The sequence below is a fragment of the Paraburkholderia sp. FT54 genome, assembly GCF_031585635.1.
Classification (GTDB): Bacteria; Pseudomonadota; Gammaproteobacteria; order Burkholderiales; family Burkholderiaceae; genus Paraburkholderia.
Genome location: NZ_CP134198.1, coordinates 454,546 through 476,695 on the forward strand (window position 1 = coordinate 454,546; position 22,150 = coordinate 476,695).

The window sequence follows — 22,150 nt, forward strand, 5'->3', positions numbered from 1 at the left end:
GTACTCACAGGAGGGAGGCATGTCACTCCAGGTCTCGCGTCCAGTCGATCCGTCGCTGCACCCGCTCGTCACCGGCAACTACCGGATTGCCACACCGGCTATCGAATCATTCTACGAACTCGTCGTGAGCTGTCTTCGCTACCGTGTGACGGGCGCGCTCATTTACGGTGCTCCGAGGATCGGCAAGACGCGTTCGATAGAATACGTGCGCCTGCTGCTTGCCAAGGAATATCCCAAAGTGACGAGCTATCATGCCCGGTGCGAGCACAAGCCGCGGCACGCAGAAGGGCCATTCTTTTCAAACCTGCTGGAAGCTGTTGCCGATCATGATCCGAACGCGGGCACCAACCCCGCGAAACGAATGCGACTGTCGTTGCGCATCCGGGAAGCGGCTGCGCGCGCTGGCAGCGGGACGGTTCTGCTCTTTTGCGATGAGGCGCAACGCTACAACGAAAACGAATATGAGTGGCTGAGGGATGTACACGATGCACTCGACCGCCAGCAGATCAAGCTGTTCACGTTCCTCGTTGGTCAGCAGGAGTTGCTCGCCCAGAAGAGCGCGCTGCAGATCGCCGGCAAGACGCAGATCGTCGCGCGCCTGATGGTCGAAGAACTTGCCTTCCATGGCATCCGCAATGCCGAAGATGTCGCCACGTGTCTGAACGGTTACGACCAGACCGCCTATCCCGAGGGCACGCAGTGGAGCTTCACGAGGTTTTACCTGCCACAGGCGTTCGATGCAGGTTATCGACTTGTCAACGATGCGGCCCTACTCTGGAATGCCTTCGAGGCCGCGCACCACAAGGCGACCCTGGCTGGCCGTCTCGAAATACCTATGGAATCGTTTGCGCGGGCCGTCGAGATCGCGCTCAAGGATAGCGAACTCAGGGATGCTCCGGGGTATAGTCCGGACGCCTCGTTATGGGCCCACGCTGTGCGGCACTCCGGCTATGTTCAGTCGCGCCATGCAACTGGTCGCGTGCTTGTCCACGCGTAAAGAGGCGCCCGCGCTGATTGCCCCGCGCTTCCCGATACTCAGCCTCGATGAGCGACGGCTGACCCCGGCACTGGGCTTCATATTCGATGCGCGGTGGCTGTTGCCGGGCGAGTCGATCGTATCGATCCTGTGGAAGTTCGCGCGTGCGAACGGACTTCCTGGGCACGCGCTGGTGCGGCTGATGGGCGCTGACATCGACCCGTACGAAGGCGTTGAGCCAATGCGTGATGCCGTCGATGTGAAGCATCTGAGGCGCACGCTGCTATTGCCCGGCAAGGTATTGCACGCTTCACTCCTTGATGCAGGCCAGAGGGGAAGGCATCACCCGGTTTTCCGGTATTGCAGGCAATGCGTATCACTCGGTCATCACAGCGTGACGTACCAGATGTTCAGCGAAAACCGTTGTCCCGCTCACCAACGAAAGCTCGAGACGCAATGCCATCGTTGCGAGCGGGAAACACCCTACATCCTCAACGCGAGTCTTGTGGGCTCGCCGTATCGCTGTGCGCAATGCGGCGAGCTTTACGCGACTCAATCTCCTCCAGCCTTTGCAGCGAAACCAGCGATGCGCAAGGAGCATCGTATTGCCATCGCGCGACATTTCCACAATCGCATGGCAGGTAGCTTTTGCCTTGGCAAGGTTGAACGCTACCTGTAGCCCGCGGCCTCGTGGCAGGGCGGCCGCGTCATAGATCAGGAGCTTTCCATTGATCTTCGTCCCGAAACTGTCGTGCGAAATACGCAAAAATGGGTGTTGACGACTTTACTTCGTTTTTGGTGACGAATTTACTTCGCTCTACGCCCGTCGGCCTGCACCTTGCGAATGGTCGCATGCACGCAACCGTGAGCGTCGTTTCATCGTGCGCACCGTGTCGTCTCGAAACACTAGAAACAAGGTTAGGCAATCCTGTCCTGCGCGTTGCGGCCGTAGTGAACGATGGCCAAGCGATCGTCGAGATTGGCGGATTCAGTCGGTTCCGAGATGGGAGCGAGCAGCGTTGCGCTGACAGATGAAGGACTCAACAGTAGTCAGACTGCATTGATTGCAGCCAATCCGGTCAGCGCCGCCGAGTACCCTCGATTCTCGACGGGCAATGTTGTGGAGACGCTCGTCGACCCACTCCGGTCAGACAACTTTCTTCAAACCGGTCAGTCAGCCAAATTCAGGTCGCCCATTAAGCGGCCACTGGCGACCTCACCCAATCGGCCAGTTTCGGTCGCCTATCGACAGCGGCCGAGCGGCCGCTGTCGAACTGGTTTGAGCCGGTCGCCCAGTGGCGTTAGACATGCTCAGCATTGCTGAAAAACTGCGGAGGCGCTGTGCCTTCGATCACGCTGCCTTGAGGAGTCCAAGTTGTTGCAGCGCTGTCACGCCGTCGTCCAGCCCGATTTCTTCGACGATCTTGCCACCATTGAGCCGTAGCACGGTCGTGCCGGTGAAGCGCATTTTCCGTCCGGTCGCGGCCGGCAACGATCCAATGAGGAAATCGCTGAATGCCGGACCGGTATGTGTGCCTCCCCCCTCCCAACGACCGACCACATAGTCCCCCTCGGCGATGAGATCAGCGGCACCCCAGAAGTTGAGGTCCGGGAATGCTTCGCGGAAATCGGTCATGAATGCCTTGATGTCATCGCGACCACGACGCGGCTCGTGCAGCGAGTAGTGCAGAAGCATGTCAGGCGCAGCAAGTTCGTCGACAATGTCGAGGTTGCCGGTCTTGCCCCAGAAATCGGTGAACCAGCGGCCTACGATGGCCTTGTTGTCATCTTCTTTGGACATGGCGAATTCCTCATTGACTGTGGTTGAAACAGAGAAGCAAGATCGCCTCTCTCTGCCTGAACAATATCGAGGCAAACAGTCAACGGCCCCCCGTTTCTTGCCGTGTTACTCGAAAACCCGCCGCGTAACTGCGGAGCGTCAAGCGGGAGTGGTCAAGGGCGACAAAACCGCCATGCGTTGAGCGTGATTTCCGTTCACAGAAATTAAATAGCAAGAAACGGAGTGTTTGTATCCAGCGGCTGCCATAGATTGATCATTCAATCCCGCAGTAGCCGAGGTCGGCGCACGACGCAGGACGCGATCGAACCTCGCTTATCGCGCACGCGCCCAATACGTCAATCCTCTCATCGGCATCGCGTTCGCCTGTCTTTCATTGAATGGAGTTTAACCATGCTGCCATTTCTCTCGCTTCACGCTCTCGCTGCCCAACGCGGTGACGGACTGCGCCCTGAACTTCTAGCTCTATTTGAACGCCATGCCGGATTAGAGACCGGTCTCGCTGCCATCATCGAACCAGACGAAACAGAGCCCCTTAACCAGGTGGTGGACGTCGTGCCCAAAGAGCCAGTGAAGTAGTGCGGGGCTGCTGCCAACTACCCGAAAGGTTTCCTGGAGCCCTTCTACTCTTCTGACGATGCAAATCCCTATGACTGACAAGGCTTACTTGATGATCGACTACCCTGACTATCTCGCTCTCGAGCATGGCGCTTTTATATTGCGTGGGTTTGCGCTGCGCTACGGGGAAGAACTGCAGCGCGGCCTAGCCAAGCTACAAAAATCGCCATTTAATCGCCCCTCTGTAACGCCGAGTGGACTGAGCATGTCCGGCGACTCCACAACATGTTTTCATCTGGGCTGGACGACAATCGAGCGAAGTAAAGATCATTCTCTGATCGACATGCCGCGTGCGGCAATGCCAGAAGTATTGAGGAGTTTAGGGCGGGACGCCGCCGCTGCTGTGGGCTTCAATAACTTCGCGCCTGACGTCAGTCTGGACAGTCACTCTTCGCCAGGCGCGCGCGTCTCTTTGCATCAGGAGATGAGCTGGCCAGAAGGTGGCGCGCCTATCGTTGCATTTGTATTGGGAATGGCTAGCGCATTTTTCTTCAAGGAGCACGAGTCTTCGGTGGATGCTCGCAGGATCAACCTTTGGCACGGCGATGTCATCGTGTGGGGACCGGCAGGCACCGCTTGAGTCATTTGCACTTTCGACGTCAGCCTCCGGCCGCGTTTGATAGCGGCGCGGACGAGGGCAAACGGGGGCTGCGATGACATCGCAAGTGCGGTGTGAATGACCGCTTGCCACCTAGAACCGACCACCCGGGCCACGTAGGACGGTCGTCCGTTGTGGGTCGGCTTCTGCCGACCGCGTCAGACAGCAGTCGGCCACAAGCCGCCATACGGTCAGAGGATCCGAACGTCGGCTGTCGGCCAGAGACCCGCCACTTCCGGACTACACGATGCGTTCGGTCGGAGGGCTCGCCCTCATACTCGCACAACGTCTCGTGCCCTGTGAGCCGATTGCCTATCAGCCGCAGGGCCGGAGCATCAAATTTTCTGTAGATTCAAGACCTGTGCAAGATAGTCGGGATTCCAGGCGGCGACCTTACGCTTCTTTGGCAGGCTGAGTGCGCGGCTGGAATCGGTGCGGAACAGATTGATAGCGAGTCGGCGCAGGAAGGAGAAATTCAGCGCGGCGTTGCGTAGCCGGATCTGGCTGGCGTCCTCACTGAAGGTGACATCCAGGCACCAGTGCAGGCCATTTTCGATAGCCCAGTGGGTGCGAGCGACATACAGAATGCGCTGGGCGTGGGCTGGCAGCGAACTGATCACGTAGCGCGTCTCAGTCTGGACCTGGCCGTGCGTCTCGCGCTGCGACTCGATGCACGCCACCGAGCGCAGGTTCGGCCAGCGTGCACGCAACTCGATGGCGTCGAGCCATGCGAGATCATCCACCGCCGTGCAGCGGCGCGTCTCGAATCGGCCATGGCCCTTGTCGACGGTTTCGTGGGTATCGCATGGCCGCGGCGGATAACCGGGTTGATTCAGGCAGGCGGAGAACTCGCGCAGCGCCGTGGCCAGCGTCGGCTGGTTGTCTTTGACGGCGAGCACGTAATCGCCGCCGCCTTCCACAATCTGGCGGGCGATTGCGGTTTGGCAGCCCATCGCATCGATCGTGACCACTGCGCCTTCGAGCGCCAGAACCGGCAGCAATTCCTTGATCGCCTCAATCTCGTTGGATTTGGCCTCGCACGGCTGCTGCCCCAGCGTCAGACCCATCTCGGCCGCGTATGCCGACACCAGATGCAGCGCACCGGTACCACGCGCCACCGAACGTGAGCCGCGTAGCGCCTTGCCATCAATGGCAATCACCCGTCCATCAACCGCACCACACACGCCCTGGACCCATTCGACAAACCGGCTTTCGAACGCCGCAGGCGACAGCGCCTCAAAGACCCGCCGGATCGTGTCGTGACCTGGAATACCGTTGCGCAACTTCAGATACTGGCGCAGCCACGCCTGGCGCTCCACACCCCAGTCTTCAATGTCGTCCCAGCCTTCGGCGCCTGACATCACCGCGCACAGTGCCAGCACCACGATATCCAGCAGATCGTGGTCGCACCGTCCCGTTACCCGCGGGTCCGGCAGGTCCGCGAACGCCTCCACCAGCGCAGCCACTTCCTTGCGCATCTGTCGTCTCCGAAAAATCGACAGTAAACCCCGCGCGCCTATTGTTTACAACCCCCTCATCCTGTCCATTGAAAGTAAACGACTTTTGACGCTCCGGCCCTGCTATCAGCCGATCCGGGGCTTGCCTTTACCTCTCAGATGCGCCAAATTTCTGGAATCGTCAGTAGCGAAGCAGAAGAACACCCTGAAGCAAGACGGTTCGCGACCCCTGTACCCAGGAACAATGCGCATCCCTCCACTAAAAGCCATCGTCGCGTTCGAGAGTGTCGCCCGCACAAAGAGCGTCAACCGGGCGGCTGACGAATTAGGATTAACGCCATCGGCGGTCAGCCATCAAATTGCCAATCTCGAATCAATGGTCGGAAGACCCTTGTTCACGAGACTGGGGCGCGGACTAGTGCTGACGCCTACGGGTCAGCAATATCTGGCTGATGTCACCGGATCGCTCGCTGATCTGAGCCGCGCAACGGAGCGCGCATCGAGCCAGTCGGGCGTGGAGATTCTTCGCATTCATTCGAGCCCCAGCTTCGGGCTGATGTGGTTGCTGCCGCGCCTCGCTTCCTTCCAGGAAGCGAACGGCGACATTCAGTTGAATCTGGCGTGTTCATACGAGGATGTGTCATTCACGTCCGGCTACTATGACGTCGATGTACGGCATGGCTACGCGCATTGGACCGACGGCGAGATCAAAACGCTTCGCCATGAATTCATCGCGCCTCTTGCCTCGGAGGAGTACCTGAGAAAATTTCCGGTGCGCACCCCCGAGGACCTGCTCGACCGTCGCCTGATCTTCTCGGAGACGCCTCTCGTGCAGTGGAAGCAATGGTTCGGCAAGTTCGGCGTCGCGGAGTCGCGCAAGTCATACGATTTCGCGTTCGACCGCTCGTACATGTCGCTCGAGGCCGCGGCATTGGGACACGGCATCGCGCTCGAAAGCACGATGCTCGCATCGGTCCATCTGAAACGGGGTTCGCTCGTACCGGTCTTCGATCGCACGTATGCGGTGGAGGTCGGAGCCCATCACCTCGTTTACCCTTCCCAGAACGCGGATTTGCCGCGCGTGGCCAAATTCCTGGCCTGGGTCGAGCAGGAGATCAACCGTGACGCCGTATAGCGCCAGGCCGCGCCAAGCGGGAATCCGGCGCCCTGGCTTATGCGAAAGGGCTGCTTTCTGACGCCTGTGATTCCATGCTGCAGCGACACCTGAAAATTCTTCAGCAATAGTTGAGCCGAACTGCATTGATTGGGATGGTTGAAGCGCTGAAACTGCGTCTACCAACTAACACGATCGATGGAGACAAATATGTTGCTCGACAGCAAAGTGGTAATCGTCACGGGTGCAGCTTCGCCGCGGGGTATCGGCAAGGCAACCGCAAAAGCACTGGCTGCGCAAGGCGCACGAGTGGTGATTCTGGACCTTAAAAAGGAAGACGCTGAAAGCGCTGCGCGCGATCTCGGCGAAGGACACCTTGGCCTCGCCTGCGATGTGACCGACAAGGCAGCATGCGTGGCTGCCGCCAGGGCGGTCACCGAGAAGTACGGCCGTGTTGATGGCCTTATCAACAACGCAGGCATCACCCAGCCTTTGAAGACGATGGACATCGGAGCCGAGAACTTCGATGCGGTCATCGACGTGAACCTGCGCGGCACGCTCTACATGTCGCAAGCGGTCATACCGCAGATGAGAAAGCAAAAAAGCGGCAGCATCATCTGCATGTCATCCGTTTCCGCGCAACGCGGCGGCGGCATCTTCGGCGGTCCTCACTACAGCGCCGCGAAAGCGGGCGTACTTGGCCTCGCTCGTGCCATGGCGCGCGAACTCGGGGCGGACAACATCCGCGTCAACTCGATCACACCGGGCCTCATCCAGACCGACATCACCGGCGACAAGCTCACGACAGAGATGCGCGCCGACATCATCAAGGGCATTCCGCTCGGCCGGCTCGGCGATGCCGCCGACGTCGCGAACGCCTGCCTGTTCCTATCGAGCGACCTGTCGGCGTATCTCACCGGCATCACGCTCGACGTCAACGGCGGCATGCTGATTCACTAAGTACGACATCCGTCGCGATGGCGGCGGATGGGTCAATGCACCCGGGGAAAACCCGGGGCGATATGGCAGGAGACAACCATGAAAACGAAGGCCACCGCGCCGTCAATGACGGGCGATGTCACATCGCTCGCCGATCCGGCGAGTTTCGAATCAAAAACGTATGCCAAGGTCGGACGGCGCTTGATACCGTTTCTGATGCTGTGCTATCTGGGCGCTTATCTCGATCGTGTCAACGTGGGCTTCGCGAAACTGCAGATGCTCAACGACCTGCGATTCAGCGAAACCGTGTACGGATTCGGCGCCGGTATTTTCTTCCTCGGTTATTTCCTCTTCGAGGTACCGAGCAATCTCATGTTGCACAAGGTGGGCGCACGAAACTGGCTCGCCCGCATCATGCTGACGTGGGCCGTGATCTCGGCCTCCTTTGTCTTCGTCAAGTCGCCCACCACCTTCTATGTTCTGCGCTTTCTATTGGGCGTGGCCGAGGCGGGATTCGCACCGGGCGTTATCCTGTACCTGACCTACTGGTTTCCCGCAGCGCGGCGCGCAAAGGCACTGTCCCTCTTCTTCATGGCGATTCCCCTCGCAGGGATACTTGGCGGACCGCTCTCCGGTTTCATCCTGCATGCGTTCCACGGCGTACAGGGGTTGGCGGGCTGGAAGTGGCTGTTCATCCTCGAGGCGGCGCCATCGCTGATCCTGGGTGTCGCCATCCTGCTCTACCTCGACAATGGCATCGCCGTCGCGAAGTGGCTCACTGATGCGGAAAAAGCGCTCCTCGCACGCAACGTGGCGAACGACAACGCCCACAAGGTCGCCCATGTATCGATCAGGTCTTTCATCGGCGATCGTCGTTTGTGGTTGATGGCCGCCATCTACTTTTGCGTCGTGCTCGGTCAATATGGGCTGACGTTCTGGCTGCCGACGATCATCCGCAAGTCGGGCGTCGCCGACCCTCTGTGGGTCGGTATCTTCACGGCCATTCCTTACCTGTGCGCCATCATTGTGCTTCCGCTGGTAGGCGCAAGCGCTGACCGCCACCGCGAACGGCGTCTGCATCTTGCGATCCCGATGCTCGTATCGGCGGCCGGCTTTGCCACGCTTCCGATGCTGGGTGGAATCGGCGCGTCGCTGGTGTGCGTCAGCGTGGCCGCCGCCGGCATCCTAGCTTCGTCGTCGCAGTTCTGGTCACTGCCGACCGCGCTCCTTGGCGGCATGTCCGCAGCGGCGGGCATCGCCGCGGTGAACTGCTTCGCCAATCTCGCAGGCTTCTTCTCGCCGGCCATTGTCGGCTGGTTGAACGACCTGACCGGCAAGTCGACGGCCGGGCTCATCTTTATCTCCGTCGCTGTCGTCATCGGTGCCGGGCTTGTTTTCCTCGTGCCGGCCAAAACTGTCAATCGCTGACACCGTCTGCTGCAAAGACTCACTTTTTAATCAAGGAGACACCATGAACAGTCCGTCATCAGATGCGGTGACGCTCGCCGAGCGCGCCTACCGGATTCGCAGAAACGCCTTGCTGATGGGCGAAGTGCAGGGACAAGGCTATATCGGCCAGGCCCTCGACATCGCTGATGTACTCGCGGTTGCCTACTTCGGTGCGATGCGCTACCGGGCCGACAATCCCGAATGGGAAGGCCGCGACCGCTTCCTGCTGTCCAACGGCCACTATGCGATCGCGCTTTACGCCGCGCTTTTCGAAGCCGGCTTCCTGCCACCGGAAGAACTCGAGACCTACGGCAGCGACGACAGCCGGTTGCCGATGTCCGGCATGGCGAGCTACACGCCCGGCATGGAGATGTCCGGCGGCTCGCTCGGCCACGGTCTCACGATCGCGGTGGGCCGCTGTCTGGGACTGAAGCGCAAGGGCTCAAAGGCCTTCGTCTACACGCTCTTCTCCGACGGCGAACTCGATGAAGGCGCGATCTGGGAGGGCCTGATGTCGGCCGCTCACTGGAAACTGGACAACCTGATCGCCATGGTCGACGTCAACAATCAGCAGGCCGACGGTCCCTCCTCGAAAATCATGGCGTTCGAGCCGCTCGTCGAGAAACTCGAAGCATTTGGCTGGTTCACGCAGCGCGTGGACGGCAACGACATTGACGCAGTCAAGACCGCCTTCGATGCCGCACGCCATCATCCGAAAGCGCAGCCCCGGATTATCGTTTGCGATACCCGCATGGGCTGCGGCGTGCCGTTCCTCGAAGAACGGGAAAAGAATCACTTCATCCGCGTCGATGCCCATGAGTGGCAACTGGCGCTCGCAGCACTCGAAGCAGGGAGACAAGCATGAGCGACACCACCACCCAAAAGCCGCGTCTGAAGACGTCGGCGATGATTGCATCGATCGCCGGCGAAGGGCAGGTCACGCGTTCCGCTCCGTTCGGTCATGCATTGGCCCAACTGGCTCGGGAGAAGACGAACGTAGTAGGTATGACTGCCGACCTCGGCAAGTACACCGACCTGCACATCTTTGGCAAGGAATTCCCGGAGCGCTACTACCAGATGGGCATGGCCGAGCAGTTGCTGATGGGCGCGGCCGCCGGTATGGCGCATGAAGGCAGCCAGCCGTTCGTGACGACATACGCCGTGTTTGCGACCCGTCGTGCGTATGACTTCATGCACCAGGCGATTGCGGAAGACAACCTCGACGTGAAGATCATCTGCGCGTTGCCTGGCCTCACGACCGGCTATGGCCCGAGCCACCAGGCGGCCGAGGATCTTGCCCTGATGCGTGCGATGCCGAACATGACGGTCATCGATCCGTGCGACGCGCTCGATACCGAGCAGATGGTGCCCGCGATCGCCGCGCATAACGGTCCGGTGTATGCGCGCTTGCTGCGTGGCAACGTTCCGGCCGTGCTCGATGAATACGACTATCAGTTTGAACTCGGCAAGGCGAAGCTGCTGCGCGACGGCGCCGAGGTGCTGATCATCTCGTCGGGCATCATGACCATGCGCTCGCTGGAAGTCGCGAAGGCGCTCGAGGCGGACAACGTTGGCGTCGGCGTGTTGCATGTGCCGACCATCAAGCCCCTCGACACGGAGACGATCCTGCGCGAAGCGAGGCGCACGGGCCGGATGGTCGTGGTGACCGAGAACCATACGGTGATCGGTGGTCTCGGAGAAGCGGTCGCAACCACGCTGCTCACGGCTGGCGTCACGCCGATGTACCGTCAAATTGCACTGCCCGATGAGTTCCTCGCTGCGGGCGCGCTGCCGACCTTGCACGACCGCTACGGCATCTCGACCAACGTCATGGCGAGCACGATCAAGAGTTGGCTCGGATGAGCGCAGGGAATCTCCCGACGGGATAGGCAAGTCGGGGCCACAGCATTGAGAGCCGTGACGGTGAGTCAGTTCGTCGGCACACCGTCACGGGAAGACGCAAGAAACGTGAGCGGATCAATCCACGAATAATCCAATAAAACATAGTACTACATAATATTAATCCGGAACCAGGTCGCGCACCAGCCCGAACGAAGGAGAGTCTGTGAACACACTGCCTTATCTTATGACCGCGCGCGGTATCGTGAAAAGTTACGGTCCGACGAGCGTCCTCAAAGGCTTCGACCTGTCGGTAGCTGCGGGAGAAGTACATGCTTTTCTCGGCGGCAATGGAGCCGGAAAGTCCACTTTCATCAAGATCATTTCAGGGCAAATCGAACGCGACGGAGGCAGCCTCGAGTTTTCACAGAATAGCGCGTCATCGGGCGCCGCTGAGTCGAGCGACGAAAACACTATTGCCGTTGTCAACCAGGAACTCGCGCTGCTGCCGCATCTCACGGTGGCCGAGAATATCGCGCTACCGCGCAGTCGCCGCGGATACGGCCTGTTCAACGCCAGCGAAGCGCGCCGGATAGCCGTGGATGCACTGTCCCTGATCGACCCGACATTCGCGCACGTCTCGGTCGACCGGCTTGTTGCCGACCTGAGCCTGCACGAACGGCAACTTGTCGAGATCGCTCGCGCACTGGACTCCGGTGCGTCGTTACTGCTGCTCGACGAACCGACCGCCAACCTGACAGCGGGCGAGACCGAGCGACTGTTCACCGTGATTCGGCGATTGACGGTAGACAAGGGGCTCGCGGTGCTGTTCGTGTCACATCGCATGCGGGAGATCCGTCAGATTGCGGACGTCTGCACCATCATCAGGAACGGCCAGACCGCTGTTGACCGCGTCGCGCTGACGTCCATCACCGACGCTGAAATTGTCGAGCAAATGGGCCAGGCCGCTTTGGACACGGCACGCTCGGAGCCTCGCGCCCAACGCAGAGCGCTTGAGCGCCGCAACGGCGGCGACGCCGCGATGCCCAATGACTTGCGCATTCAAACCAATGGCATCGATCTCGAGATCGCCGCGGGCGCGATCCTCGGTCTCGCCGGACCGCCCGCTGGCCCCGAGGCCCTGATGGACGCCCTCATCGGGGTCTCAACGTCAAACAAGTGGTCGATCACCCGGAACGGGACAGCCGTCAGCTATCGACGCCCATCGACCGCCGCGCGTGACGGCGTCGGCTTTGTCTCCGGAGACAGGGCGAACAAGGGGATTCTTGCGAATCTTCCGATTGTCGACAACCTTGCCGCATCGGCGCGCGTTGTCGGACGAAAGCGTACCGTGCGCCGCGAAGAGGTAGCGCAGGGCAACGACCTTCTCGATGCACTGAGTATTCGTGCCGGTTCCCTTTGGGATCTGCCGGCGACGCTCAGCGGGGGAACGCAACAGAAGCTGCTGATCGCGCGCTGGCTCAAGTTGAAGCCGACAGTGCTGGTGCTCGGAGAGCCGACGCGTGGCGTCGACATTCGTACCAAACAGGAGATCTATGCGCTGATTCGCGAGATGGCGGCACAGGGAGCAATCATCGTGTGGTGGTCGACCGAATACGTGGAACTGGTTGAGTTGTGCGACACCGTGCTCGCGTTCGACCCGGACGGACTCCCGACTTCGGTCCTGAAAGACCACCAGATCAACGAGGCCGAACTCGCCCACGCGACGGGCATGGCCGCCTGAAGGCAACTGCCGGTAAATACCTGTTTGAGAATGGCGCATAAGACGTCGGCTCAATTAATCAATGGAGACGAACATGAAGACGATCACCCAACCCGTTGCAGACGCATCACGTCATCGCGGCCGCAGTCGCTTGTTGAACCTTTATCGAACCGAGATCGCGATTGCGATCGCTATCATCGTGATGGAGCTGGCTGTAGGCTTCATCGTGCCGGCTGCGCTATCGGTCGGCAATGTCTCAAATGTCGCGCAGGCTTCTGCGCCGCTCGTCATCATGGCGTTTGGCGTGCTGCTCGTCGTCATTACCGGCGGCATTGATCTTTCCGTAGGTTCCGTTTTCTCCCTGACGGGGATGATCACGGGACTCACCATGGCACACGGGTTCAGTGCTCTTGCGAGCAGTGCCGCAGGTTTGTCGATCGGTCTGTTGATCGGAGGCATCAACGGCGCACTGGTGACTTACGTTGGGCTGGCGCCGTTCGTGGTGACGTTGAGCACCTATGCGATCGCTGGGAGCCTCTCGTTTATCGTGACCGATGGGCACTCGCTGCCGATCTCCGATCCCAATTTCTGGCTACTGGACGCTGGAACGCTCATTCCGGGCGTGCCGAACTATGTGCTCTGGTGCGCGGTGCTGCTGATCGCCATTGAGCTTTGCCTTCGCAAGCTCGTTGCCGGCCGTTGGCTTTACGCGATCGGTAGTAGTAGCTCGTCGGCGCGCGTCATTGGCATTCCAGTCAACCGGGTACGGATGGCGGCGTACGTCCTGTCAGGCCTGCTCGCATCGTTTTCCGGGCTGGTCAGCGTCTCCTACATCGGTAACGCCGAAGCCACGGCGGGATCGAGCCTCATGCTTCAGGCAATCGCCGCCGTGGTTATCGGTGGCGCAAGCCTGTTCGGTGGCACGGGGTCTGCGATCGGCGCGCTGCTGGGCGCGCTGATGATCACCATCATCCAGAACGGCGCAAACCTCATCGGCGTCAATAGCTTCTGGCAGGGCACCGTCACTGGTGTCGTCATCCTCATTGCGGTGCTGATCGACCGCGTGACCAAAGCCCGGCGATAGAGCCGGACACTAGCTAAACGGAGACATTTCATGTTTAACAGCATTGCTCAAACGATGCGCTTTCCCGTGCGCGCCATTGCTTTCGCTTCGATCGCATTGAGCCTGTCGGTGACGGCTCATCCAGCCAACGCGGCGGATGTCAAAACGGTGGCGTATATCGCGCCTTCACTGGACATCTCTTACTGGCAGTGGGTTGGCTACGGCGTCAAGGAAAGGGCCAAGGAACTCGGGATGAACTACATCGAGCTGACCTCGGAGAACTCTCCCGCCAAGCAGATGGACAACGTGCGCACCGCGCTTACACGCGGCGTCAGCGCAATCGTGATGGGACCGGTGAGCTCCACGAGCACGCCGCCGGTACTGCGGATGCTCAAAGAAAAGCAGGTGCCTGTTGCGTTTGCGGGAATCGGCCCGCAGGCAGGCCAGACAGACTACACATCCGCTGTAACCGCGAACAACTACGAGACCGGAAAAGCGCAGGGTGCCTATGTTTGCAAGCTGGCAAAGGAGCGCGGAAGCAACAAGATTGGCATGTTGTCCCTCCCCCAGGATCGCGAGAACGCGCAGAAGTATCTGGCCGGGGCGAAGGAATCGTTCAAGGCTGACGGCTGCGATTTGACGCAGATGCTCGAAACGCATGGGCTCACGGTATCCGAGGCCGTCGCTCAGGCGAATGACATCCTGACTGCGCACCCGGACATCCGCGCGTTGTACGGGATGTACGACGAGGCTGGCACGGGCGCCGCCAAGGCACTGCAGACGCGAGGCATGACAGGGAAGGTCGCGGTCGTGACCGCTGACGGAAGCCCCACCACCATCAAGTTGCTACGCGATGGCGCGATTCAGGGGTTGTTCCTGCAGGAAGCCGTAGGGCAGGGCATCGACGCAACGACGCAGGTATTCAATGCACTGACGGGGAAGCCGACAACGCAGCAGCTCGCGTTGAAAGAGCCTCTTGTGACAAAGGACAGCATCGACCAGCCCGATGCTCAAAAGGTAGTCCAGCGGGTGTATCCGCCGTCAGCCGGGAAGTACTAAGGCGCTTATACCTACCGGGACGACAGCCGGCAGCTTGCGCCGCCGGTTGCCAACCCGCGCAATTCCGACGACCCAATCAGGAGGCAACGTGGACAATCTGCCGATCATCGACCCCCATCATCACCTGTACGATCTGAAAACCGGGCGCTATCCCTGGTTGCAAGACGAAATGCTGGAGCGAGTCTTTGGCGACTACTCAGCGATCCGCCGCGACTATCTTATCGACGACTTTCGGGAAGACATCAAGAATCAGAATGTCGTCAAAACGGTCCACCTGCAGGTGGAATATGACCACAACGATCCGGTAGCGGAGACCCGCTGGCTGCAAGGCGTGGCGGACCAGCATGGATACCCTCACGGGATTGTGGCTTTTGCAGACCTTACTTCGCCAGGCGTTCAGCAGACGATCGAGGAACACTGCACATTTCCGAACGTTCGGGGCATCCGCCAGTGCCTCAACTACCATCGAGATCCGGTCAAAACGTTTATCGACCAACCGCATCTGATGAGCGATGCCCAGTGGCAACGGGGGTATAGCCTGTTGAAACGCCATGATCTGTCGTTCGATCTGCAGCTTTACTACACGCAGATGGCGGAGGCACTGGCGCTTGCCAGGAAATTTCCGGACACATCAATGGTGCTGAACCATACGGGTATGCCGGTCGATCGGGATGCCGACGAGATCGCCGCGTGGCGAGCAGCCATGAAATCGCTCGCGTCCGCGCCGAACGTGTTCTGCAAGATATCGGGGCTCGGCATGGGTGATTGGCACTGGACGACAGACAGTATCCGCCCATTCGTCCTTGATGCGATCGACGCGTTCGGTACGCAGCGTTGCATGTTCGCGAGTAACTTCCCGGTCGACAAGCTCTTCAGCAGTTACGACGACGTCTTCAATGCGTTCAAAGCCATCACTCGTAACTTCTCGAACGATGAACGTCGCGCGCTCTTTCACGACAATGCAGAGCGAGTCTACAGGCTGTAGCCTCGCGAATTTGCAGCCAGGCCAGCGCCAGGATGAACTAAACAGGCGCTGTCCCTGGCGTACACGGAAGGAATTCAAGATGCACATCGGAGTGCCAGCCGAGACGCGCGCGCACGAAACCCGCGTTGCCGCCACGCCCGAAACGGTCAAGAAATACGTGACTCAGGGCCACCGGGTCACGATCCAGAGCGGCGCCGGCGCCGGCGCGAGCTTTCCTGACGACGCCCTTACGGCCGCCGGGGCGGAGATCGTCGACCCGGCCACCGCCTTTGGCGCCGATCTCGTCCTCAAAGTCCAGTCCCCCGCCGACACCGAGCTGCCGCTGCTCAAGCGCGGCGCGACGCTGGTCGGCATGCTCGATCCGTTTAGCGCCGACAACGCGGGCAAGCTGGCCGCGGCCGGCGTCACCGCGTTCGCGCTCGAAGCCGCGCCGGGCACCACGCGCGCGCAGAGCCTCGACGTGCTGTCGTCGCAGGCGAACATTGCCGGCTACAAGGCGGTGCTGCTGGCGGCGACACTCTATCCGCGTTTCATGCCGATGCTGATGACCGCCGCGGGCACCGTGAAAGCCGCGCGCGTGCTGATTCTCGGCGCGGGCGTGGCCGGCCTGCAGGCGATCGCGACCGCCAAGCGCCTGGGCGCGGTGATCGAGGCGTCGGACGTGCGGCCGGCCGTGAAAGAGCAGATCGAATCGCTCGGCGCGAAGTTTCTCGACGTGCCCTACGAAACCGACGAGGAGCGCGAAGCCGCGCAAGGCGTCGGCGGCTATGCGCGGCCGATGCCGCCGTCGTGGCTCACGCGCCAGTCGGCGCTGGTCCACGAGCGGGCGAAGCAGGCGGACGTGGTGATCTCCACCGCGCTGATTCCGGGGCGGCCCGCGCCGACGCTGATCTCGGTCGAAACCGTGCAGGCGATGAAACCGGGCTCCGTGCTGGTCGATCTCGCGGCGGGCCGCGGCCCGGAGTACGAAGGCCGGCGCGGCGGCAACTGTCCGCTGACCGAGGCCGATCAGGTGGTGGTCAGGCATGGTGTGCAGATCGTCGGCTATACAAACCTGGCTTCAATGGTGCCCGCCGACGCGTCGTCGTTGTACGCGCGCAACCTGCTTGACTTCCTCAAGCTGATCATCACGAAGGAAGGCGCGTTGAACATCGATCTCGCGGATGACATCGTCGCGGCCACGCTGCTGGCTCGCGACGGCGCAGTCACACGCAAGGCCTGAAGCGAACAACTACCTTGGAGAACGGCGATGGAAGTCATCAACCACACCGTCATTAACCTGATCATCTTCGTGCTGGCGATCTACGTCGGCTACCACGTGGTCTGGAATGTCACGCCCGCCCTGCACACGCCGCTGATGGCCGTGACCAACGCGATTTCGGCCATCGTGATCGTCGGCGCAATGCTGGCAGCCGGCCTCACGCTCGGCGGCCCCGGCAAGTTCTTCGGCACGCTCGCGGTCGCGCTCGCCGCGGTCAACGTGTTCGGCGGCTTTCTCGTCACGCGGCGAATGCTGGAGATGTTCCGCAAGAAGGAACCCAAGAAGCTCCCCGCAGCTGCCAAGGAGAATGCGTAATGAGCCTGAACCTCGTCACGCTGCTTTATCTGGTCGCGTCGGTCTGCTTCATTCAGGCGCTCAAGGGGCTCTCGAATCCGAAGACGGCGCGCGTCGGCAACACCTTCGGCATGGTCGGGATGGCGATTGCGATCCTCACGACCATCGCGCTGATCGCCAAACAGGCTTCGGCATTGGGCTCGAACCTTGGTCTGGGACTCGGCCTGCTGCTGGTCGCGCTGGTGATCGGCGGCGCGATCGGTGCGTTCGTCGCCGCGCGCGTCGAGATGACCAAGATGCCCGAGCTCGTCGCGGCGATGCACTCGCTGATCGGTCTCGCGGCAGTCTGCATCGCGTATGCGGTGGTCTCGGAGCCGGCCGCGTTCGGCCTCGTCGATCCCGAGTATCCGATTCCGGGCTTCCTGCCTTTCGGCAATCGCATCGAGCTGTTCATCGGCACGTTCGTCGGCGCGATCACGTTCTCCGGCTCAGTGATCGCGTTCGGCAAGCTGTCGGGCAAGTACAAGTTCCGCCTCTTCCAGGGTGCGCCGGTCGTGTACGGCGGCCAGCATCTGATCAACTTGGTGCTGGCGATCGCGATGCTCGGCTTCGGCATCATCTTCTTTCTCACGCAGTCGTGGCTGCCGTTCATCATCATGACGATCATCGCGTTCGTGCTCGGCGTGCTGATCATCATTCCGATCGGCGGCGCGGACATGCCGGTGGTCGTGTCGATGCTGAACTCGTACTCGGGCTGGGCGGCGGCGGGCATCGGCTTCTCGCTGAACAATCCGATGCTGATCATCGCGGGCTCGCTGGTAGGCTCATCCGGTGCGATTCTGTCGTACATCATGTGCCGCGCGATGAACCGTTCGTTCTTCAACGTGATTCTCGGCGGCTTCGGCAACGAGCCGGGTGCGGCGGCGGCGGGTGGTTCAGCCGAGCAGCGTCCGGTGAAATCGGGGTCAGCAGATGATGCGTCGTTCATGCTCGGCAATGCGGAAACCGTGGTGATCGTGCCGGGTTATGGCCTCGCGGTGGCGCGCGCGCAGCATGCGTTGAAGGAGCTGACCGACAAGCTGGTCGAGAAGGGCATCGAGGTGAAGTACGCGATTCACCCGGTAGCCGGCCGGATGCCGGGGCACATGAACGTGCTGCTCGCGGAAGCCGAAGTGCCGTACGACATGGTGTTCGAAATGGACGACATCAACGGCGAGTTCGGCCAGGTCGACGTGGTGCTGGTGCTCGGCGCGAACGACGTGGTGAATCCGGCCGCGAAGAACGATCCGAAGTCGCCGATCGCGGGCATGCCGATCATCGAGGCGTACAAGGCGAGGACGGTGATCGTCAACAAGCGCTCGATGGCGGCGGGCTATGCCGGGCTCGACAACGACCTGTTCTACATGGACAAGACGATGATGGTGTTCGGCGACGCGAAGAAGGTAATCGAGGATATGGTGAAGTCGGTCGATTGATCGGTATGCGTGTCGCTACGGTGGTGTTACAGAGCCGGGGGAGCTTCGCGATAACCGTCCCTTGTCCAGCCCCAAAGCGCAGCTCTGACCGGCTCTTTTCAGCCAGGGTTCGGACAGTCGCCACTCTCGCGTGACTGGCTGTAGCGGGTCGGGTTGCGTCAATCCGCTCTTCGAATTCGTCGCCGGAAAGCAGCCACTGAAAATCCGCTTCCCGGAAGCGGCCAGTCGCCAGTGAGTACTCCCGACCCTCTCCGGCTATTCAGAGTGTTAGCGACGGTGGCCGCTTCGCTGTCGATTTCGGTCATTCCGCATGTACGCTTTTCGTATAGCGGCGCGCTTTCTCTTGTGTGACTTTCGTCACTTCGGACGTAGGCTCATCATCCCGTCATGGGCGACAGGTTTGTCGTGTGATCGAATCCTCAGATTCGGTCGCAACACGATTTCAAATGTCAACGCACCGATGTCCAACTTGGCGGTCGGCGATTCGTCTTGCACCAGCATTGGAAGTGATCGTCCTGCGGGGTGGCCCCTTATTCAGGGTTCTCAGTGGAAGGGCTTGAGATTCCTTCGTCACCGGCTTTGGTTATACGCGCCTGTCAGCAACGACCGTACTCAATCCTCTATAGGCGAGTGCATTGACCGCTATCGCCACAAGCGCGATAGCCGCGCCGACCGCCGCCAGTCCCCGCCAGGCGCCATGACGAGCACCATAGCCACCGAGTGCGGCGCCAGCAGCGCCACCGAGGAAGCACCACACAAAGAACACCGTGTTCAGGCGGCTTCGCGCCTCGGGGCGCAGCGCATAAATCAGCGTCTGGTTAGCGACGAGGCAGACGCGGTTGCCTACGTCGAGGAGAATCATGCCGAACATCAGCGCAGCCAGTCTGCTCCCACCCGCGGCGACAAACAGGAAAGCCGCGCCGACGGTGACCGCCCCAGCGCAAGCCATGTGACGAGCGCCGATCCGGTCGATGACGGCTCCGATGTGCGGTGACATCAGAAGGCCGGGGAACCCAACCAGGCCGAATGCGCCGATGGTCGCTGGACCAAAGGCGTAGGGCGGCCGCACTAGTAACGCCGCGAGCGTCGCCCAAACCGCGTTGAAAGCTGCGAAAACCAGAAAGCCCGACGCAGCAGAAATGCGCAGCAGTCGTTCCTCGCGAAGCAACGCCACCAGCGAATGCATGAGCTTGCGGTAGCGGACCGTAGCCAACCCTGTCGAGACGGGGAGTTTGCTAAGAACGATAACGAGTGCGATGTCAACGGTCGATGCAAGCACGAAGATCGCTCGCCAGCCAAAGTGAGCGCCCACGATACCGCTCACGATGCGCGCCAGCAAGACACCTGAGGAAAGCCCGCCCAGCAACCAGCCGACGACACGCCCACGCGTGGACGGCGTTGCTCGTGCTGCAACAGCGGGAATGATGATCTGAGCGCTTACCGCAGTAAGGCCGACGGAGAAAGTAGACGCGGCGAGCAGGAAGAATGTCGGCGCTGCTGCGCAGGCGAGCAGCGCAACCGCATTTGCGACGATCGCGATACAGGCCAGCTTGCGCGGCTGTACGGCGTCAGCGAGCGGCACGACGAACAGCAGGCCCGCTGCATACCCGAGCTGTGTCAGCGTGGCGATAAGATTAGCATGCGTCGCTGTTACGCCGAACGTCGACGCGATCTGCGGCAACAGCGGCTGGTGGTAGTAAATCGCCGACACGGCGAGCGCGCAATTGACGGCCATCAGGAAGACGTGACGGCGGGTGACGTCCGGCGTTGTCTCAGCGGATAATAATTTCGTCATACTACATAATTGATTTTATCGATGACAGTCTGTGGATGAACATCAGCGTAGGTTATGCCGCAAAGAGCATGGCTGACGTTCATCCGGCGCGACTGCTCAGGTCTTTGACAGCGCCTCAACGAGTTCACGTGTATCGACGATGCTGTGCGCGTACGTCGGCCCGTTCAGTTCATGGGCCGCGTGCATCATCTCGCGCCTGAACGCCGCCGTGGCGTCCTTGACAAGCGTTACGTGGTACCCAAGTTCCGTTGCATATCGCGCCGTGACCTCGATGCAGGTGTTCGCCAGCAGGCCCACCACCACCACCTGCGTGATGCCGCGCTGTTTCAGCTGGAGATCGAGATCCGTATTCGCAAAGCCACTCGAACCCCAGTGTTCGTGTGCGACGATGTCGCCGGTTTGCGGCCCAAAATCCGGATGCCAGTCGCCTCCCCATTCGCCGTATGCGAAGTGATGGCCTTGCATGATCTTGCGCTGGCTCGGGCTCGGATGGCACCAGCACTCGTAATCGCCTGGTCGCCACTGGCGATGCGGCACGATGACAACCTGAATCCCGGCATCCCGCACTGCCTTGTTGATGGTGTGCAGGTTGTCGAGCAGTCCGACTTCTTCGGCCACGTCCTTGATGAACGGCCAAACCTTGCCGCCCTCTGAGAGGAAGTCGTTATAAGGGTCGACAAACAGCAGGGCTGTCGACTTCGCGCTGTAGGTTACGTCACTCATCTGCACTACTCCCAAGGTGTTGACCCGATTGAAAACGTTAATACGGCTCGCGGCGGCCACGACAACTCCGCGCATCAGAGATGTGCATTAAACCAGTCGATGGCCGCGCGCGATGCCGTTTCGAACCCATCCAGGTAGGGGTCGAAGTGTCCACCCTTGATCATGACCAGCCGCTTCGGTTCCAACGCACGCTGGTATGCTTTGAGCGCCAGATCAGCCACAGCAATGTGATCGTGCTCTGCCACCAGCATCAGTAGCGGAGTGGGGGACACGCGATCGACATACTCACCGGGCGAATACATGCGAGACCACCGCATCGAACGGACCGTGACCTTGTTCTCCCAAACGCCCTCCGGCACAGCGCGAAGGTAGAAGCTGACGGCATCCGCAGCCTTGTAGGAAGCGTGCCTGACGGCATCGTCGGTGACAATCGTCTGCATCGCCGGCGGCTCGCCCGAGAGCTGAGCGCGTTCGTCGGCTGCGAATCTTGCTTCGAGTTCGGCGACGGCTTCCGGGGCGACACGGCGAAGGCCAGCGGCATGGCCATCGATGGTGGGCACTTGTGCCACCACTGCCTTCAGGCGCCGGTCCGTGGCGCCGAGCACGATGGCATGCCCGCCGGCGAAGCTTGTGCCCCAGAGTCCGCAGCGATTCTCGTCCACTTCCGGCCGCTCCTGCAGATAGGAGATCGCCCGGCGCCAGTCGGTGATCTGCTGCCACGGATTGATGTCATGTCTGGGCTGACCGCCGCTATCGCCAAAGTTGCGGTGATCGTGCAGTAGCACGACGAAGCCGGCTTCGGCGAAGGCTTTGGCCATCGGCTCTATGCCGTGGTATTTTGTGCCCGCGAAACCGTGCGCCATGGTAATTGCCGGAAGTGGGGCCTTGCGGTGCGCCGGCACGTACAACCATGCCGACAGTTCGATTCCGCCCTCTGCGGGGATGCTGATTTCCTGCTTTTCAAACATCAGTTCACTCCTGTCT

General features: G+C 60.7%; 21 protein-coding genes. 16 read left to right on the forward strand and 5 right to left on the reverse strand.

Annotated elements, in window-relative coordinates:
- Positions 1-19: 19 nt before the first annotated feature.
- Together RI103_RS39130 and RI103_RS39135 are read left to right on the forward strand one after the other, a co-directional pair.
- Positions 20-997: an ATP-binding protein gene (locus RI103_RS39130; RefSeq protein ID WP_310819542.1), complete on the forward strand. Its 978-nt coding sequence runs from the start codon at positions 20-22 to the stop codon at positions 995-997.
- Positions 966-1,655: a hypothetical protein gene (locus RI103_RS39135; protein WP_310819543.1), complete on the forward strand. Its 690-nt coding sequence runs from the start codon at positions 966-968 to the stop codon at positions 1,653-1,655. The genes RI103_RS39130 and RI103_RS39135 overlap by 32 nt, the downstream gene beginning before the upstream one ends.
- Positions 1,656-2,327: 672 nt before the next feature.
- Here the strand turns inward: RI103_RS39135 and RI103_RS39140 are convergent.
- A complete protein-coding gene (locus RI103_RS39140) occupies positions 2,328-2,777 on the reverse strand; it encodes an ester cyclase (protein ID WP_310819544.1) in 450 nt (149 codons plus the stop codon).
- Between the two features lie 390 nt (positions 2,778-3,167).
- Between RI103_RS39140 and RI103_RS39145 the strand changes: the two genes are divergently transcribed.
- Positions 3,168-3,353, forward strand: coding sequence for a hypothetical protein (locus RI103_RS39145; RefSeq protein WP_310819545.1), 186 nt, complete (start codon positions 3,168-3,170; stop codon positions 3,351-3,353).
- A gap of 70 nt (positions 3,354-3,423) precedes the next feature.
- Entirely contained in the window at positions 3,424-3,972 is a 549-nt protein-coding gene (locus RI103_RS39150) for an alpha-ketoglutarate-dependent dioxygenase AlkB (protein WP_310819546.1), read from the forward strand.
- A 353-nt stretch (positions 3,973-4,325) separates the two neighbouring features.
- Here the strand turns inward: RI103_RS39150 and RI103_RS39155 are convergent, their stop codons facing one another.
- Positions 4,326-5,468, reverse strand: coding sequence for an ISAs1 family transposase (locus RI103_RS39155; RefSeq protein ID WP_310819547.1), 1,143 nt, complete (start codon positions 5,466-5,468; stop codon positions 4,326-4,328).
- 223 nt (positions 5,469-5,691) lie between these two features.
- On the opposite strand from RI103_RS39155, the gene RI103_RS39160 reads away from it, so the two are divergent.
- From RI103_RS39160 to RI103_RS39215, 12 genes are all read left to right on the forward strand, one after another.
- A complete protein-coding gene (locus tag RI103_RS39160; protein ID WP_310819790.1) occupies positions 5,692-6,582 on the forward strand; it encodes a LysR substrate-binding domain-containing protein in 891 nt (296 codons plus the stop codon).
- Positions 6,583-6,771: 189 nt separating this feature from the next.
- On the forward strand, positions 6,772-7,521 hold the full coding sequence (locus RI103_RS39165; protein WP_310819548.1) for an SDR family NAD(P)-dependent oxidoreductase: 750 nt from the start codon (positions 6,772-6,774) through the stop codon (positions 7,519-7,521).
- Between the two features lie 78 nt (positions 7,522-7,599).
- Entirely contained in the window at positions 7,600-8,928 is a 1,329-nt protein-coding gene (locus RI103_RS39170) for an MFS transporter (RefSeq protein WP_310819549.1), read from the forward strand.
- A 43-nt stretch (positions 8,929-8,971) separates the two neighbouring features.
- Positions 8,972-9,814: a transketolase gene (locus RI103_RS39175; protein WP_310819550.1), complete on the forward strand. Its 843-nt coding sequence runs from the start codon at positions 8,972-8,974 to the stop codon at positions 9,812-9,814.
- Positions 9,811-10,812, forward strand: coding sequence for a transketolase family protein (locus RI103_RS39180; protein WP_310819551.1), 1,002 nt, complete (start codon positions 9,811-9,813; stop codon positions 10,810-10,812). The genes RI103_RS39175 and RI103_RS39180 overlap by 4 nt, the downstream gene beginning before the upstream one ends.
- Positions 10,813-11,035: 223 nt before the next feature.
- Positions 11,036-12,532 (forward strand): sugar ABC transporter ATP-binding protein, encoded by a 1,497-nt coding sequence (locus tag RI103_RS39185; RefSeq protein WP_310819791.1) that lies wholly within the window; start codon positions 11,036-11,038, stop codon positions 12,530-12,532.
- A gap of 73 nt (positions 12,533-12,605) precedes the next feature.
- The gene (locus RI103_RS39190) at positions 12,606-13,595 is read left to right on the forward strand and encodes an ABC transporter permease (protein WP_310819552.1); all 990 of its coding nucleotides are present in this window, start codon (positions 12,606-12,608) and stop codon (positions 13,593-13,595) included.
- Positions 13,596-13,625: 30 nt separating this feature from the next.
- Positions 13,626-14,633: a substrate-binding domain-containing protein gene (locus RI103_RS39195; RefSeq protein ID WP_409077080.1), complete on the forward strand. Its 1,008-nt coding sequence runs from the start codon at positions 13,626-13,628 to the stop codon at positions 14,631-14,633.
- Positions 14,634-14,721: 88 nt separating this feature from the next.
- Positions 14,722-15,618, forward strand: a complete 897-nt coding sequence (locus RI103_RS39200) for an amidohydrolase (RefSeq protein ID WP_310819553.1) — start codon at positions 14,722-14,724, stop codon at positions 15,616-15,618.
- Between the two features lie 79 nt (positions 15,619-15,697).
- Positions 15,698-16,840 carry a Re/Si-specific NAD(P)(+) transhydrogenase subunit alpha gene (locus RI103_RS39205; protein WP_310819554.1) on the forward strand — a complete coding sequence of 381 codons (1,143 nt, stop codon included), beginning with the start codon at positions 15,698-15,700 and terminating at the stop codon, positions 16,838-16,840.
- A gap of 27 nt (positions 16,841-16,867) precedes the next feature.
- Positions 16,868-17,194 carry an NAD(P) transhydrogenase subunit alpha gene (locus tag RI103_RS39210; RefSeq protein ID WP_149672885.1) on the forward strand — a complete coding sequence of 109 codons (327 nt, stop codon included), beginning with the start codon at positions 16,868-16,870 and terminating at the stop codon, positions 17,192-17,194.
- Positions 17,194-18,648, forward strand: a complete 1,455-nt coding sequence (locus tag RI103_RS39215; protein ID WP_310819555.1) for an NAD(P)(+) transhydrogenase (Re/Si-specific) subunit beta — start codon at positions 17,194-17,196, stop codon at positions 18,646-18,648. Before RI103_RS39210 ends, RI103_RS39215 begins: the two co-directional genes overlap by 1 nt.
- A 583-nt stretch (positions 18,649-19,231) precedes the next feature.
- Here the strand turns inward: RI103_RS39215 and RI103_RS39220 are convergent.
- From RI103_RS39220 to RI103_RS39230, 3 genes are all read right to left on the reverse strand, one after another.
- Entirely contained in the window at positions 19,232-20,383 is a 1,152-nt protein-coding gene (locus RI103_RS39220) for an MFS transporter (RefSeq protein WP_310819556.1), read from the reverse strand.
- A 156-nt stretch (positions 20,384-20,539) separates the two neighbouring features.
- The gene (locus tag RI103_RS39225) at positions 20,540-21,166 is read right to left on the reverse strand and encodes an isochorismatase family cysteine hydrolase (RefSeq protein WP_310819557.1); all 627 of its coding nucleotides are present in this window, start codon (positions 21,164-21,166) and stop codon (positions 20,540-20,542) included.
- Positions 21,167-21,240: 74 nt separating this feature from the next.
- Positions 21,241-22,134: an alpha/beta hydrolase gene (locus RI103_RS39230; protein WP_310819558.1), complete on the reverse strand. Its 894-nt coding sequence runs from the start codon at positions 22,132-22,134 to the stop codon at positions 21,241-21,243.
- Positions 22,135-22,150: the final 16 nt, after the last annotated feature.

Excerpts from the sequence above, each read along its gene's own strand:
- RI103_RS39130 (WP_310819542.1), top strand. The coding sequence starts at position 20 with ATGTCACTCCAGGTCTCGCGTCCAGTCGATCCGTCGCTGCACCCGCTC.
- RI103_RS39135 (WP_310819543.1), top strand. The coding sequence starts at position 966 with ATGCAACTGGTCGCGTGCTTGTCCACGCGTAAAGAGGCGCCCGCGCTG.
- RI103_RS39140 (WP_310819544.1), bottom strand. The coding sequence starts at position 2,777 with ATGTCCAAAGAAGATGACAACAAGGCCATCGTAGGCCGCTGGTTCACC.
- RI103_RS39145 (WP_310819545.1), top strand. The coding sequence starts at position 3,168 with ATGCTGCCATTTCTCTCGCTTCACGCTCTCGCTGCCCAACGCGGTGAC.
- RI103_RS39150 (WP_310819546.1), top strand. The coding sequence starts at position 3,424 with ATGACTGACAAGGCTTACTTGATGATCGACTACCCTGACTATCTCGCT.
- RI103_RS39155 (WP_310819547.1), bottom strand. The coding sequence starts at position 5,468 with ATGCGCAAGGAAGTGGCTGCGCTGGTGGAGGCGTTCGCGGACCTGCCG.
- RI103_RS39160 (WP_310819790.1), top strand. The coding sequence starts at position 5,692 with ATGCGCATCCCTCCACTAAAAGCCATCGTCGCGTTCGAGAGTGTCGCC.
- RI103_RS39165 (WP_310819548.1), top strand. The coding sequence starts at position 6,772 with ATGTTGCTCGACAGCAAAGTGGTAATCGTCACGGGTGCAGCTTCGCCG.
- RI103_RS39170 (WP_310819549.1), top strand. The coding sequence starts at position 7,600 with ATGAAAACGAAGGCCACCGCGCCGTCAATGACGGGCGATGTCACATCG.
- RI103_RS39175 (WP_310819550.1), top strand. The coding sequence starts at position 8,972 with ATGAACAGTCCGTCATCAGATGCGGTGACGCTCGCCGAGCGCGCCTAC.
- RI103_RS39180 (WP_310819551.1), top strand. The coding sequence starts at position 9,811 with ATGAGCGACACCACCACCCAAAAGCCGCGTCTGAAGACGTCGGCGATG.
- RI103_RS39185 (WP_310819791.1), top strand. The coding sequence starts at position 11,036 with ATGACCGCGCGCGGTATCGTGAAAAGTTACGGTCCGACGAGCGTCCTC.
- RI103_RS39190 (WP_310819552.1), top strand. The coding sequence starts at position 12,606 with ATGAAGACGATCACCCAACCCGTTGCAGACGCATCACGTCATCGCGGC.
- RI103_RS39195 (WP_409077080.1), top strand. The coding sequence starts at position 13,626 with ATGTTTAACAGCATTGCTCAAACGATGCGCTTTCCCGTGCGCGCCATT.
- RI103_RS39205 (WP_310819554.1), top strand. The coding sequence starts at position 15,698 with ATGCACATCGGAGTGCCAGCCGAGACGCGCGCGCACGAAACCCGCGTT.
- RI103_RS39210 (WP_149672885.1), top strand. The coding sequence starts at position 16,868 with ATGGAAGTCATCAACCACACCGTCATTAACCTGATCATCTTCGTGCTG.
- RI103_RS39215 (WP_310819555.1), top strand. The coding sequence starts at position 17,194 with ATGAGCCTGAACCTCGTCACGCTGCTTTATCTGGTCGCGTCGGTCTGC.
- RI103_RS39220 (WP_310819556.1), bottom strand. The coding sequence starts at position 20,383 with ATGGCCGTCAATTGCGCGCTCGCCGTGTCGGCGATTTACTACCACCAG.
- RI103_RS39225 (WP_310819557.1), bottom strand. The coding sequence starts at position 21,166 with ATGAGTGACGTAACCTACAGCGCGAAGTCGACAGCCCTGCTGTTTGTC.
- RI103_RS39230 (WP_310819558.1), bottom strand. The coding sequence starts at position 22,134 with ATGTTTGAAAAGCAGGAAATCAGCATCCCCGCAGAGGGCGGAATCGAA.